Raw genomic sequence first — 14,928 nt, forward strand, 5'->3', positions numbered from 1 at the left:
CCTCTTTAGTCCTGTTTTTTTAATTCTTCCACAATTTCCACACCTGCACTAGTTCCCAGACGTTCTGCCCCCGCTTCAATCATTTGAAGCGCTGTCTTTAAATCTCTGATGCCTCCGGCAGCTTTGACTTTCACCTCATCACCCACTGTAGTTTTCATCAGTTTTACGTCTTCCGGTGTAGCACCGCCTGTTCCAAACCCAGTGGAAGTTTTGATGAAGTCAGGCTTTACTTCTTTTGCGATCTCGGCAACCTTTACCTTTTCATCATCTGTGAGATAACAGTTTTCAAAGATCACTTTGCTGATCACTCCGGCTTTTCTGCACTCTGCAACGATGTCTTCCATTTCTTTTTTTATGTAGTCATAGTTCTTGTTCTTTAACTCTGCGATGTTGATGACATAGTCGATCTCATCCGCACCTTTTTCAATGGCATCTTTTGTCTCAAATACTTTGCACTCCAGTGTTGTCTGTCCTAACGGGAAACCTATAGCCGCACCTACGTGTACCGGGGACCCCTCCAAGAGACGCTTGCACCGTTCTGTCTGTGCTGGATTGATGGCCACCATCTTAAAACCGTATTCTCTCGCTTCCCCGCACAGCTTTTCAAACATTGCCTCGTCTGCGAATGCTTTTAAATTTGTGTGGTCTACCATACCTGCTATTAGCTCTGCACTTAACTTCATCTTTTTGATTCCTCCATTTTGTTTACTTTTATATAGTTTTGTTTATGCTTGTATATTATCATATTTTCTTTCAAAATGCAACAATAAACAAAAATTAAATACAACCTAATAAAAGTTTTAAATGTATACAATATATAAATATAGAAGCTTTTAAGAATAAATCGAATAACGAATCCAAAAAAAGATTAGACAAAATGTTAACAAAATCCACTTTAAGTGATATAGTAAAGATGTAAAGTTAAAAAAAGAATAAAAATAGTTAAAAAGGAGGATTATATGTTTACAAATGAAAAACGTGAAAGTATAAAACTATATATTTTAGAACAAATTCATAATAATAACAGCAACATTGCAAAACTAACCTCAGAGAAATTGCAAATCTCCTTAAATACTGTGTATAGATATATTAGAGAAATGATTTCTAATAATATAATTGCCAGAGATTCCTCCTCTAAAAGTAAGCTTAAATTAATTGAAAAAACCAAGTTAGTTAACTATAAAGCTTCTGATCCTTTGGAAGAAGATCGCGTTTATATTAACGATGTTGAGGAATATATAAAAAATTTTCCTCTAAATGTACGAACAATTTGGGAATATTCTTTTATGGAAATGTTCAATAATGCTATTGATCATTCCGAAGCATCTAATATTCATTGGTATATTGTTCAGAATTACTTAAATACAACAATAATAATTGGCGACAATGGGGTGGGTATTTTCGAAAAAATTAAAAAATATTATGAATTTACCAGTATCAACGATGCAATTTCAGAATTATTCAAAGGAAAACTGACAACTGATAAAGAAAAGCATTCGGGTGAAGGTATCTTTTTTACTTCACGAATATTAGACACTTTTTGTGTATTATCAGATGGTAAGATTTTTACTCACAATAGCTATACTGATATTTTAGAAAATTTAGAGGATATTGAATCATTAAAAGAATGGAATGATAAACCTGGGACAGAAATAGTGATGAGTTTATCAAACTGGACAAAAAAAAATCTGAAAGAGGTGTTTGATATGTATTCTAATGACGATGGGCAGTTTATAAGAACACAAATTCCAATAAAAAATATGTTTGAAAATGGTTATCCAGTATCTAGATCGCAGGCAAAGCGTTTGTGCCGCCGATTTGATTGTTTTAAAGAAATCACTCTTGATTTCAAAGATATTACGGAAATCGGACAAGGATTTGCTCATGAATTATTTGTCGTTTTTAAACGAGCTCATCCGGATATAAAAATAAATATAGTTAATGAAAGTGAAAATGTACGAAAAATGATAAATCACGTTACTTTAGGCTAACTAATATATCGAAAAATTTTATACAAAACTTATAACTTTATTGTATACAAAAAAAGAAGGTATCTTTTTCATTCAAGATATCTTCTTTTTCTTAGAGTTACTTAGCAATAATCAACCCCATAATGATCTTTGGCAGTCAGACTTCCGCACTTTTCACTACTCCAATGCATCTCCTCATTCTAGATCAGCATGAGATGCATCTATTTAGAAATTATTCATGGTCTATGATTTTCAACATTCGTCTGGCAGCATTCTCATCTGTAATCAACGTGTCAATACATCCGCCTCTGACAGCCCCAAGGATTGCTTCGGCTTTCATCTCGAGCCCGGCCACGCAGATCACATTTTCCGCCTTTTTAATATCCTCAAGACTGAGGCCGATCATCCTCTTTACAAACGGTGTCTCCACCTCTATTCCATCCTGATTGTAAAAATGACCGCCGATATGGCCGATCGCCCCGTTTTTTTCTAAGTAATATAAATCTTTTGTGCTTAAGTAAGACTTCCAGCTCTTATACACAATCGATCCTACACTGGTCAGAATAATGTTGGCTCTCTTTGCTATCGTCAGGGTCTCTTTTATGTTTGGGTCTTCTTCAAGGCTATCCCTGATATCACTTGAATTCACAAACAGGGGAGCATAGATGTAATGGTAATCTCCTCCGTAGGCATGGGCAAGTTCTTTGGAAAGATCCAGCGCATCCCTCTCGGGTTTCCCCACACTGGCAGCTCCCATGATCGGAACGACCGTCAGAGATATATTTTTACTTGTCTTTACAGCTTTCACTGTGTGGTACATGGTGTTTCCCCATGACATTCCGAGCACTGTGTCTTCATCTATCTGGCTGTCCAGATAATAGGCGGCCACTTCGCCCAGCTTCTGCAGGATCAGAGTATCATTGGACTCCTTCGGTATGATCACGCGGATATCCTTCAGACAGAACCGCTTCATCAGTTTCTGTTCCAGCACTGTATTCCGGTCCCATGGTTCTTTGATGGTAATCTCCACGATCCCAAGCTGTCTGGCCTCTTTCAGCATCCTGGAAATCTTGGAACGAGAGGTAAAAAAGCGCTCAGCGATCTGATTCTGTGTCATTTCCGCATTATAATATAGGTTTGCAACACTTGCCAGCATATTTCGTTTTTCACTGTCATTTAAAGAATCATACTCTTTCATTTCCTCACCTCACTGCCGTCATTATATCACAGTTGTTTCCCCTTCTTCCACCTCGTACAGAGCAATTTCATTAATTTCCCGGTTGGCAGAAAGAATATAGGATTTTTCCTCAGTCTGGTAAGACAGGACATTGGCAGGTCCCACATTCCGGTCTATGATTTCTGCTTCATAGCCTTCCTCCCCGCAGGTAAAAAACATAAGATTCCGTTCGCCTTTGCGGTGGCCGACCAGGACTCCCTGTTTTCCCAGGATGTCCCCGCCCCAGATTCCGTGAGCGAATTCCGCCGGCTTTTCATAAGTATAAACAGTTCTATATTGACCGTTCTGCTTCTTCAGAATACGGACTGTATCTCCGTGGAACGGCGAGATCGTCAGCATTTCCGGCTCCCCGTCCCCGTCCATATCTGCAAATGCCATATCACTGGAAGGCTGGTCTGTCAGCTGCCTGATCACCCATGCATCTTCCCCTGCTGCCGGGGGGATAAACTGAAAAACTCCTTCATTGGATGCCGTAAACGCACATTCTATTCCTTCCATCGCTGCTTTACAGTATCCATGGTTTTTAAACATCCCTTCCTTTAAAACAGTAAATATCAGAGAATGGTTTTCATCAATTGCGTCCATATTTTCCGGCAGCCTGCACACATACACTTTTCCCGGGCTTCTCCAGTCCTCTTTATATTCGTGTCCGGATTTCAAAGTACATGCGATCACATAACTGATGCCGTCTCTGGTGATGATATCAAACCTGTGGACAAACGGAAGTTTTGCAGCTGTTCTTACACTCCATCCACTTTCTCCGGGAGAAACCAATACGATCTTGGCTTCTTTAGAGTCATTTGGAGAATAGAACCGCTGGGTGGCCAAAAAGATTCCGTCAGTACCGGGGATCTGGACCATAGACATGGTTCCCCCCGGTCCTTCCCAGATCACATCGGCCAGTTTTCCATCCAAGTCATACAGACGGCACTGATTTACCTTTTCCGCTGCCACCAGCATATAGTCTTTCCCATGATAAGAAAGAGGGGCAATGGAATAACACTTTTCCAGATTCCCGATCACTTTTTTCTTTACTTTCATTCGTTCTCCTCTCTTTCTTATAAACAGGAGCGGAATGGGATATTCTGCGGTGCCTCGAAACAGTCTTCAAACCCTCTCCGGTGATGATATGCCTTTTTGTCCTTATCTGCCGGATAAATATATTTTCCTCCTACTTCCCAGAAGAATGGATGGAACTTATAATCCAGCCGGTCTTTTTTCATATCGTACAGTACTCTGATCTCATTCACGTCTGCCATAAAGTTGGTCCACACATCGTAATGGATCGGAATCACAACCTTACATTGAAGAGCCTCTGCCATTCTGAGGATATCGCAGGATGTCATCTTATCAGCCATGCCGACTGGATTTTCCCCGTAAGAACCAAACGCCACATCCACATCATAATCTTTCCCATGTTTGGCAAAATAGATAGAGTAATGGGAATCCCCGCTGTGATAAATATTTCCGCCCGGTGTCTTAATCAAATAATTCACCGCTTTGTCATCCATGTCAGTCGGGCAGATCCCGGTCAGTTCTTCCCTGTCGGCCCCTGTAGAATCCGTAGTCACAAGACAGGTGCGGTCAAAGGAATCCAGGGCTATGATCTCAAGATCCTTTATCTTGACTGTATCCCCCGGCCTTACGGTGATACAGCGGTCCTCAGGCACTCCCCACTTCTGCCAGAGCTCCACTGATTTCTTAGGGCCAATAAACGGTACCGGGATCTCTTTTCCGTTCTCATCTACAGTTGTCATATTGCTCTGTATCACATGTGCCGCATATTCTGCACTCATATGATCCTGATGATAATGGGTCGCCAATACTGCATCTACCTGTTTCACCGCAAAAGGATCCAGCACAAATGGAACTGCCCGGAGATTTGGCTGCATAGCGCGGGCCCCGCACATATTTGCCATCTGGTGTCCCACCTTCATTTTTCCGTCTCCGTGGGTTCTTTTCCCGTTGCCGCACCATAGATCCACCGTAATATTACAGCCGCCCGGCGTCTTAAACCACATCCCGGTGCATCCAAGCCACCACATGGCAACGGTTCCCGGTTTCACTTCCTCGCGCTCAATCTCTTCATTCAGCCAGGTCCCCCACTCCGGAAAAGTACCCATGATCCAGCTTTCTCTCGTAATCTCTTCTATTTTACTCATCTTAATCCTCCTTTATTGGCCGTAATATGCATGTTCCCCGTGTTTCCTGAAAAAATGTTTATCCTGAAGATCCTGGGAAGCGGCCTCCACACTTTTTCTCAGATGCTCCGTCCGGTATGCCATCTTGGCAACCTCTTCTAAAACGACTGCGTTATGTACCGCCTCCCCTGCATTCCTTCCCCAGGAAAACGGCCCGTGGTTTGCACAGAGCACCCCCGGCACATACATAGGATTCTTTCCCATAAAAGTTTCCGCAATGACAAGCCCTGTGTTCGTTTCATAGTTCTGGTCGATCTCTTCCGGTGTCAAAGATCTGGCACATGGAATCTCCCCGTAAAAGTAATCGGCGTGTGTGGTCCCATAGCACGGAATTCCCTTGGCTGCCTGTGCCCATGATGTGGCCCATGAGGAATGTGTATGGACGATTCCTCCCACTTCCGGAAATGCCCTGTAAAGTTCCAGGTGGGTAGGGGTGTCCGATGAAGGATTAAGATCCCCCTCCACTTTCTCCCCATTCAAGTCCACCACGACAAGCTGCTCTGGAGTAAGACTTTCATAATCCACACCGCTTGGCTTAATTACAAACAACTCCCTGCTCCGGTCAATCCCGCTGACATTGCCCCATGTATAAGTTACCAGGCCCTCTCTGGGCAGTTCCATATTTGCCTCATATACCTGCTGCTTTAAATCCTCCAGCATAAAAATCTCCTTTCTTTTATTCTCCGAATAATTCTTCTATTTTTACAGCCACGCCGTCCTCGTCATTTGATAACGTGACACAGTCCGCATATCTCTTTACCTCTGGATCTGCATTTCCCATGGCGATGCCAAGCCCTGCTGCTTTCAGTATTTCCATATCATTGACTTCATCCAGAAATTTTTTATCCTCATGGCTGGCTACAATTTTGTAAACCTGCGTATGCTTCACATACTCCTCCAGATCTTTTACGATGCGGATGGGAATTCTGTCCTCTGCGTCAAGCGTCCAGTTAAACTTTCTGTGAATGACCAGTCTCTCGTTCCCGGGATCATCCCCTAACTGCTTTTTTGAGTTTAATAAAGTTCCGTCCAGGTCAGTAACCACCATCCGATACATGTTTTCCCCCATTACGCCGCAGGATTCATTCCCGCCCTGCGCATCTTGTCCTCTACAAAATCTCTGGCTTTGCGTATTGTCTCAACCGCCTCCTCCATGGACTGCCCTTTTGTATTGTCTGCCCACATTTCGATCAAAAACATGCCCGTATAATTTAATTCCTTCAGTTTCCTGAAAATCTCCGTAAACGGAACCGTTCCCTCTCCAAACGGAACATTCTTAAATACTCCCGGTTTTGTCTCCTTTACGTGGATGGCCACGGTTTCGGCTATACCAAGTTCCAGCTCACTTCCCACATCGCTGCTGAATTGAGTCAGATTTCCCATATCCGGATAAATCTTAAAATACGGGGACGGAATTTCTCTCAGATAATGCATTGCCCTCAAGATCGTACCTACAAATTTCGTATCCATGATTTCCATTGCCAGGATGACTCCCGCTCTGCTGGCCATCTCCACGGACTTTTTCATTCCTTCCAAAAAGAGCCTTTCAGTCTGTTCATCCGATTCCTCATAGTAGACATCATATGTAGCCAGCTGGATGCACCGGATACCAAGTTTTTGGGCCAGAAGGATCGCTTTTTCCATGATTTCAAATGCCTTTTTCCTCGTCTCCATGTTTTTGCTTCCAAACGGATATTTTCTGTGGCCGCTTAAGCACATAGTAGGAATCACGATATCTTCCTGCCTCATATATTCACGGATTTCTTCTATCTGGCTGTCCGTCCAGTCAAGCCTTGAGAGCCTCTCTTCTGATTCATCAATTGAGATTTCTATATAATCATATCCTGCCGCCTTCGCCGCCTGGATCTTTTCTTTCCATGAAAAGGAATCAGGCAGAGCCTTCTCATAAATTCCTAAAGGATTTCTTTTAATGTCATACATCTTCCTTTTTCTCCTCTATGATTCTTTTGGCATATCCAATGCTGTTCTGATCTTTTCCTCGATCTCTTTTTCGGACAGAAGGTTTTTCAGTCCTATGATTTTTGTATCTTTCCCCGGATGGAACTGAGATGTAAAAGTTTCGGAGACAAAGATCATATCGTAATTGTTTGCGACACCTTTTGCCTCCCCGACACTCATATGTCCGATTTCCGCTTCGATCCCCAGCCGTTTAAATACCTTGTTTATCTTCATTTTGATCATCTGGCTGGACCCCATACCGTTTCCACATGCTGCAAGTGCTTTGATTCTCATAATTATTACCTCCATTTATTTCATATTTTTAGTTTCTTACCTGCCTGGTCAATATTCTTCTTCCTGTCCGATCTTAAAATATTTTTCCTTATCAGATCTTAAGTACTGAAGCTGCGGGATTGCAAGCATCGCAATCACACAGAGAATGATTCCCGGTATTTTCAGATACTTTACAATATAAGATACTCCGAGGAAAATGGTTGAAAAGTCAATATTTCCATGCCATCCCCCAAATGCCACCAGCTGAAGCAGCAGGGCACAGACTGCACCGCCCATTACCTGGATCACTCCGCATACAAATGGAAGGATCATTGCCGCTTTTACGCCGCCCCTTTTATTGGCGTAGACTGCGATGGTTGCATTGTCAAAAAACAAGGGAACGAATCCCGCAATGATCATGACCGGGGAATGAAATAGCAGAAGTCCCGCGATGGCCAAAAACTGTCCGACAGCTCCGAAGAAGAATCCGATGGTGACAGCGTTTGCCGGGCCAAATCCGTAAGCTACCGCGCAGTCCACTGCCGGGATTGCCCCGGGCAGAAGTTTGTCTGAAATACCCTTAAAGGATTCGGTCAGTTCTGCCACAAACATGCGGACACCTGCCTGAAGTACATTCAGATAAACCGTAAAGCTCAGTGCCTTGGAAAAGATATAGATGATAAAAGCCGTATCCTTTGAAAAGCTATCATCGATTCCCCGCAGGAATTCTTCTCCCAGAACCGCCATGATCACTCCGAAAAACAGAAACATCAAAACTGACGTGGATACAACATTGTCACTAAAAACCTGTAAAAATCCGGGAAGCTTTATATTCTCAATGGAGTCCTCTTTTTTTCCTATCTTTGGTGCGATCTTATCTGTGAGCCAAACTGCAAACATCTGCTGATGTCCGATAGCGAACCCGCCTTCTCCGTCCGTCAGGTGATCAGTGGGCTCCACTGTGAGATTAGAAAATACAGCCTGATAGGTCCCCACAAGAATCCCCACTGCCACGGCTCCCCAGATATTCCTGAGACCCGGCACAAACAAAAATACAATCCATGTGACGGTTGTCGCCTGCTGTACCATGATGTGTCCTGTCAACAGTAAGGTCCGAAGCTTTGTCACCTTCCGGAACATCAGTAAGAGAATATTCCACAGGAAAGCAAGAAGCAGAGATGTCATAGTCCATGCGGCTGAGAGGCCGATGTTTTCCAATGCTGCATTGACTGCGTTTAACCCAAAATACGGATCAATCACCACTGCGTTCAAATGAAACTTTTGGTTCAGCCCCGCAAGAATCGGCCGGAAAGCTGTGACCAGCCCTGCAGATCCTACATTTAAGATCATATATCCTACCACCGCCTTTATAAAACCAGCCATGGTCTCGTACCATTTTCTCCCCAGTAATATGTATCCTATCAATACGATCAGCCCTACAAACAATTCAGCTCTTGTGAGAATGTTGTTGGAGATAAATGTGAAAAATGTGTTTAATACTTCCATTCTTTTACTCCTCCCTAAAGATCAGCTTCAAATTCATTGATCGCTTTGGCTGCCGTCTCTGGATCTCTTGCTGTCCTTATTGCCTCAAGATTTTCTTCCTCCGAAATATATTCGGCCATTCCCTGCAGCATCTCTAAATGGGAAGTATCATCTGTGGCAGCCAGAGTAAGTACAATATCTACCGGATCATTTTCGCTTCCGAAGCGGATCGGTTCCTTTAAGGTCAAAAGGCTGAGTCCTGTTTTATGTACACTTGCATCAGGTCTGGAATGTGACAACGCAAGCCCTGGGGTAATGACGATATAGGGGCCGTTTTCCTCCACACACCGGATGGTCAGATCAATATAGTCCGGTGTAATGTAACCGCTGTCCACCAGGAGCTTCCCTGACCTTTCCATGGCATCTTTCCAATCTGTAGCTTCTGCGTTCAGCTGGATATTCTCTGCATTGATTATGCTTTTCATAATTACCTCCTTTTTTATGCAACTTGTATGTTTTCCTCTAACTTCTCTCACTTAAGTTGGTTATATCTTAGCATTTTCAAATATCGCTTACAACAAATTCTCAGTTTCCGCACAAACGTGCAACTTCAGTTCTTTATCTTGACAAAAAAATAGAGATTGTTCTAAAACTAGAACAATCTCTATTTCTCTTTTTATGATTTCTGCCAGATATTCACGCTGGCGTCGCTCGGCATTCTCAGATCTCCTCTCGGAGACACCGCAACACTTCCCACCTTCGGCCCGTCCGGCAGACAGGAGCGCTTAAACTGCTGGCTGAAGAACCGCCAGTAGAACTTATCCAGCCACTTTTGTATGGTTTCATCATCATAGTCACCTGCAAATGTAAGCTTTGCCATACGGTAAAGCTTTGCCTTCGGGAATCCGAATCTCAGCATATAATATAGGAAGAAATCATGCAGCTCATAAGGCCCCACCAAGTCCTCTGTCTTCTGTGAGATCACACCGTCCACCGGAGGAAGCAGCTCCGGACTCACCGGGGTATCCAGCACATCCATCAGCACGTCGGATAACTCTTTATTTTCAACCGTCTCTGCATAATACAGTACCAGGTACCGCACCAGAGTCTTCGGCACAGAACAGTTCACCGCATACATGGACATATGGTCCCCATTATAGGTAGCCCAGCCAAGAGCAAGCTCCGACATATCACCTGTCCCGATGACCATGCCGTTGTACTTGTTTGCAATATCCATAAGGATCTGAGTCCTCTCTCTGGCCTGGGAGTTTTCATAAGTCACATCATGGACATCTTCCTCATGTTCAATATCTTTAAAATGCTGTCTGACGGCTTTTTCAATATTGACTTCTTTTAAAGTAGCTCCCAATTCATGGATCAGGGATACCGCGTTCTGATACGTCCGATCCGTCGTTCCAAAACATGGCATCGTTACACAGATAATATTTTCCCTTGGAATGTCCAGCATATCAAAAGCACGCACGGTCACTAAAACCGCAAGGGTAGAATCCAGTCCTCCGGAAATTCCCACCACCGCATGTGTGCAGTTCGTATGTTCCAGACGTTTTTTCAGCCCCATAGACTGAATGGATAAGATCTCATCACACCGTTTCTCCCGCTCTTCCCTGCTGGACGGCACAAACGGATTCTTTGGAAACTTTCTTGTAAGCTGGTTAACTTTTATCGGAAGAATAAACGGTACACTCCGGTATTCCTCAGATTCTTCCTCGAAAAAGGTGGTCATTTTTCTTCTCTCTGCCGCAAGACGCTTCACATCCATATCCGCATAGATCACATCATTTACAAACCGCTTTGCCTCCGCCAGCACAGTTCCGTTCTCACAGATCAGATGGTGTCCGCTGTAAACCACATCTGTTGTGGATTCTCCCTCTCCTGCATTGGCATACACGTAACCTGAGAGCAGTCTTGCAGACTGATTTGACACAAGAGCGCTCCTGTAAACCTCCTTCGTGGTGATCTCCACACTGGCAGATGGATTACAGATGACGGTTGCTCCGGCCAGAGCGTGATAAGTGCTTGGCGGAAGTGGAACCCAGAGGTCCTCACAGATTTCCATGGCAATGGTCAGTTCGGGGATATTTGTGCATTCCAGCAGGATGTTCGCTCCAAACGGAACATACTCACCATCCAGCAAAATGTCTTTTACTTCTCTTTTTCCTTTTGCAAAATGTCTGGCTTCATAAAACTCTCCGTAATTCGGAAGGTGAATCTTCGGCACCACACCTAAAATACGCCCGTCAAATAAAAACACACCGCAGTTATAAAGCTTATGTTCCACAACTAAAGGACAGCCTACGATGACGACCATGTCCATCCCTTTTGTTTCCCTCTTAATCTCCATGAGTCCCCTAAGGGATTCATCCAGCAGAGGGTCCTGCAAAAACAGGTCCCCGCATGTATAGCCGGAAACGGCCAGTTCGGAAAGAACCAGAAGGCTGGCCTCCTCATCTCTTGCCTGTCTGATAATTTTTATGATCTCTTTTGTGTTATATTCCGGATCTGCGACTTTCACCTTCGGTGTCGCCGCAGCTACTTTAATAAAACCATCTTTCATATCTACTCTTCTTCCATATTGCTTAATTTGGCTGCCTGGTCCGCAGCGGTTAAACTGTCGATCAGCTCATCCAGATCCCCGTTCATGACAGAATCCAATTTGTGGAGAGTCAGCTTGATCCTGTGATCTGTCACACGGCCCTGAGGATAATTGTAAGTTCTGATCTTCTCGGAACGGTCTCCGGTTCCCACCTGGCTCTTTCTCTTTTCAGCCTCTGCATCGTGGGCCTTCTGCTGCTCCAGCTCATACAGCCGGGAGCGCAGCACCTTCAATGCCTTGTCTTTATTCTTAAGCTGTGACTTCTCATCCTGACAGGATACAACGATTCCGGTCGGCAGATGAGTCAGCCGCACCGCTGAGTCTGTCGTATTGACACACTGTCCTCCGTTTCCGGATGCACGGAATACATCAAACTTACAGTCATTTAAATCTACTTCCACTTCCACATCTTCCACTTCCGGCATAATGGCCACAGTGATCGTAGATGTATGAATCCTTCCGCCGGACTCAGTGGCCGGGATTCTCTGCACACGGTGCACTCCGCTTTCATATTTAAACCTGGAATAGGCACCCTGGCCCGAGATCATAAATACAAGCTCTTTAAAGCCTCCGATCCCGCTTTCATTAAAACTCAGTGTTTCCACCTTCCAGCGGCGTCCTTCCGCATAACTCCTGTACATGCGGGCCACGTCTGCCGCAAACAGGGCAGCTTCATCCCCGCCGGCTCCGGCCCGGATTTCCACAATGATGTTCTTGTCGTCATTTGGGTCTTTTGGAATCAGAAGAATCTTTAAGTCCTCTTCCAGCCGCTCTACATTCGCTTTGGACTCTGCAAGTTCCTCTTTCGCAAGTTCCTTCATCTCCTCATCGGATTCCTCTTCCAAAAGTTCCAGGCTTTCCTCTATGTTCTGTTTCTCCTGCACATATTCCTTATATTTCTCCACGATGGGAGCCAGATCACTCTGCTCCTTCATCAGATCCCTGAAACGTTTCTGGTCCGTTGCCACATCCGGGTCATTGAGCTGCTGGAGTACGGTATCCAGTCTCTCTACTAAACTTTCTAACTTATCAAACATCTTCTTCTCCTTTATGCCAGCGTTCCGATGACCATCCGGTCAAGGCCCGCCAAGTCTTTCTTTATCTCCACAGAGGAAAACCCTGCTTCCTCCATCATCGTTTTTACCGCCGCTCCCTGGTCATAACCGATCTCAAATACGAGGGTGCCTCCGCCGTTCAAATGCTTCGGGGCCGTCCCTACAAGCTGTCGGTAAAAATACAGCCCGTCCTCTTTTCCGTCAAGAGCCAGCATAGGCTCGTGGTCTTTTACCTCCGGCATCAGTTCCATACAGTCTTTTGTAGGAATATACGGAGGATTGGAGATGATCAGGTCAAAAGAACCGTCTACCCCGGAAAAAAGGTCGCTCTTTTTAAATTTTACCATAGGAGCCAGTCTTCTTCCATTCTCTTTTGCAATTTCCAAGGCCTTTTCATCAATATCTGTACCGATGCATACGTCCGGCTTCAGCATCAGACAGAGGCTGATGGCAATACATCCGGAGCCTGTACAGACATCCAGGATACTTTCATGGGGATAGTTCCCTTCCACAACCGCCTCAATGACACTTTCCGTATCCTGTCTCGGTATGAGCACATCCGGAGTCACCCGGAATGTATATCCCATAAAATCCTGAGTCCCGGTCAGGTATTGGAGAGGGACCCTCTCCCTGATCCGGCGGTCCAGCAAAGCTTTGTACTGCTCTAATTCTTCCCCTTCTTCCACCGGTGTAGTCATCGAAAATAAGTATTCTTCCCGGCTTAAAGAAAAACTATGGGAAAACAGATACCATGCTTCACCATCCGGGTTATCGATCCCCGCTTCCCGCAGCTTTTCCGCTCCATATGTGACCCAAATCTTCCTATTCACGTTTTTTCCTTTCTTTCTCCAGATATGTCTTCCAGTCAAAGACACCTTCCACTGACCGGATTGCCACTTCGATCATGCTCTCATCCGGCTCTTTCGTCGTCAGCAGCTGAAGACACAGCCCCGGCTTGCTGAGCGCCGTGATCACCGGATTGTCTGAATTTCCGGCGAGCCGGATAAACTCATAGGATACCCCTGCGATCACCGGGCCCAGCAGAAGTCTCAATACAACTTTCAGCCACACCGTGTCGACACGGATAAAAAAGAAAAATATAATGCTTATGATCATGACAAAAAACAGAAAACTGGTGCCGCACCGCTTGTGCAGTCTGGAATATTTCATTACATTTTCAGGTGTGAGCTCCTCCCCTGCCTCCAGGCAGTTGATCGTTTTGTGCTCGGCCCCGTGATACATGAAGACCCGTTTGATATCATTCATTCTGGATATGAGAATGATATATCCTAAAAAAATTCCCACCCGGATCAGGCCCTCCAGCAGCAGAACAGCCGGACGGCTCATGCCGAATCCTTCAAAAATGTTGGAGAGGAAATAAGGCAGCACCATGAACAGCCCGATAGCAATGGCAAATGACAGTACCACGATGCCTCCCATGAGGACCCCTTCCCACTTCTCTGAGAAATGGCGGTTCAGCCACTGTTCCAGCCGGGACGGCTCTTCTTCCCCGTCCTCTATGAAGTCAGCCGAATAAGCGATCGTCTTCATACCGACCACCATAGATTCCGCGAAATTTACGACTCCCCGCAGGACCGGGAGCTTCAGGACCGAATATTTATCGGATATGCTCATATACCGTTCGGTCTTCGTCTCGATCTCCCCGTCCGGTTTTCTCACAGAAACTGCATAGCGGTCTCCGTTCTTCATCATGACGCCTTCCATGACCGCCTGCCCGCCAATCCTTACTTTCATAGTCAGTCCTTTCTGATAAATCCCAATACAACAAAATAGGCTGAGATTTCGCAACCTCAACCTATCATTTCATGTTTTCTACTTAGTACCATACTTACGATTGAACTTGTCAATACGTCCGCGAGCTTGAGTAGCTTTCTGTTGTCCAGTGTAAAAAGAATGACACTTAGAACAGATTTCAACGTGGATATCTTCCTTTGTAGATCCTGTTACAAATTCGTTACCGCAGTTGCAGACTACTTTTGCCTGATGGTATTCTGGATGGATTCCTTCGCGCATGTTTCTTCACCTCTTTGATCTTAGTTTATCTTAAACATTCCTTTTGTTTATTCTTAAACAGCTTTCTCATTATATCACAGCATCTTCCACAATGCAAATA

Annotated in this window: 16 protein-coding genes; 1 reads left to right on the top strand and 15 read right to left on the bottom strand. The window is 44.6% G+C overall.

Annotation, left to right across the window (positions count from 1 at the left end; all coding sequences use genetic code 11):
- Positions 1–5 precede the first annotated feature (5 nt).
- Positions 6–683, bottom strand: coding sequence for a deoxyribose-phosphate aldolase (gene deoC, locus CI597_RS01370; protein ID WP_024726674.1), 678 nt, complete (start codon positions 681–683; stop codon positions 6–8).
- Positions 684–959: 276 nt separating this feature from the next.
- Here deoC and CI597_RS01375 point away from each other — a divergent pair, with 276 nt between their 5' ends.
- A complete protein-coding gene (locus CI597_RS01375; RefSeq protein WP_024726673.1) occupies positions 960–1,991 on the top strand; it encodes an STAS-like domain-containing protein in 1,032 nt (343 codons plus the stop codon).
- 211 nt (positions 1,992–2,202) lie between these two features.
- Here CI597_RS01375 and CI597_RS01380 read toward each other — a convergent pair whose 3' ends face one another.
- From CI597_RS01380 to rpmE, 14 genes are all read right to left on the bottom strand, one after another.
- Positions 2,203–3,168, bottom strand: a complete 966-nt coding sequence (locus CI597_RS01380; RefSeq protein ID WP_024726672.1) for a sugar-binding transcriptional regulator — start codon at positions 3,166–3,168, stop codon at positions 2,203–2,205.
- A 21-nt stretch (positions 3,169–3,189) separates the two neighbouring features.
- Complete coding sequence (locus CI597_RS01385; RefSeq protein ID WP_024726671.1) at positions 3,190–4,248, bottom strand: hypothetical protein; 1,059 nt, start codon at positions 4,246–4,248, stop codon at positions 3,190–3,192.
- Between the two features lie 17 nt (positions 4,249–4,265).
- Positions 4,266–5,369 carry an L-ascorbate 6-phosphate lactonase gene (ulaG, locus tag CI597_RS01390; protein WP_024726670.1) on the bottom strand — a complete coding sequence of 368 codons (1,104 nt, stop codon included), beginning with the start codon at positions 5,367–5,369 and terminating at the stop codon, positions 4,266–4,268.
- Positions 5,370–5,381: 12 nt separating this feature from the next.
- Positions 5,382–6,068: an L-ribulose-5-phosphate 4-epimerase gene (locus CI597_RS01395; RefSeq protein ID WP_024726669.1), complete on the bottom strand. Its 687-nt coding sequence runs from the start codon at positions 6,066–6,068 to the stop codon at positions 5,382–5,384.
- Positions 6,069–6,084: 16 nt separating this feature from the next.
- On the bottom strand, positions 6,085–6,465 hold the full coding sequence (locus CI597_RS19085) for an HAD family hydrolase (RefSeq protein WP_024726668.1): 381 nt from the start codon (positions 6,463–6,465) through the stop codon (positions 6,085–6,087).
- 11 nt (positions 6,466–6,476) lie between these two features.
- Entirely contained in the window at positions 6,477–7,349 is an 873-nt protein-coding gene (locus CI597_RS01405) for an L-ribulose-5-phosphate 3-epimerase (RefSeq protein ID WP_024726667.1), read from the bottom strand.
- A gap of 15 nt (positions 7,350–7,364) precedes the next feature.
- Positions 7,365–7,661 (bottom strand): PTS sugar transporter subunit IIB, encoded by a 297-nt coding sequence (locus tag CI597_RS01410; protein WP_024726666.1) that lies wholly within the window; start codon positions 7,659–7,661, stop codon positions 7,365–7,367.
- A 48-nt stretch (positions 7,662–7,709) separates the two neighbouring features.
- Entirely contained in the window at positions 7,710–9,146 is a 1,437-nt protein-coding gene (locus CI597_RS01415) for a PTS ascorbate transporter subunit IIC (RefSeq protein WP_024726665.1), read from the bottom strand.
- A gap of 14 nt (positions 9,147–9,160) precedes the next feature.
- On the bottom strand, positions 9,161–9,610 hold the full coding sequence (locus CI597_RS01420) for a PTS sugar transporter subunit IIA (protein ID WP_024726664.1): 450 nt from the start codon (positions 9,608–9,610) through the stop codon (positions 9,161–9,163).
- Positions 9,611–9,801: 191 nt separating this feature from the next.
- A complete protein-coding gene (locus CI597_RS01425) occupies positions 9,802–11,700 on the bottom strand; it encodes an NAD(+) synthase (RefSeq protein WP_024726663.1) in 1,899 nt (632 codons plus the stop codon).
- 2 nt (positions 11,701–11,702) lie between these two features.
- On the bottom strand, positions 11,703–12,776 hold the full coding sequence (gene prfA / locus CI597_RS01430) for a peptide chain release factor 1 (RefSeq protein WP_024726662.1): 1,074 nt from the start codon (positions 12,774–12,776) through the stop codon (positions 11,703–11,705).
- Between the two features lie 11 nt (positions 12,777–12,787).
- A complete protein-coding gene (gene prmC, locus CI597_RS01435; RefSeq protein WP_024726661.1) occupies positions 12,788–13,624 on the bottom strand; it encodes a peptide chain release factor N(5)-glutamine methyltransferase in 837 nt (278 codons plus the stop codon).
- Positions 13,617–14,549, bottom strand: a complete 933-nt coding sequence (locus tag CI597_RS01440) for a DUF1385 domain-containing protein (RefSeq protein WP_024726660.1) — start codon at positions 14,547–14,549, stop codon at positions 13,617–13,619. The genes prmC and CI597_RS01440 overlap by 8 nt, the downstream gene beginning before the upstream one ends.
- Before the next feature lie 78 nt (positions 14,550–14,627).
- On the bottom strand, positions 14,628–14,828 hold the full coding sequence (rpmE, locus tag CI597_RS01445) for a 50S ribosomal protein L31 (protein ID WP_009290709.1): 201 nt from the start codon (positions 14,826–14,828) through the stop codon (positions 14,628–14,630).
- Positions 14,829–14,928: the final 100 nt, after the last annotated feature.

Source organism: Anaerostipes hominis (ex Lee et al. 2021), assembly GCF_002270485.1.
Classification (GTDB): domain Bacteria; phylum Bacillota; class Clostridia; order Lachnospirales; family Lachnospiraceae; genus Anaerostipes; species Anaerostipes hominis.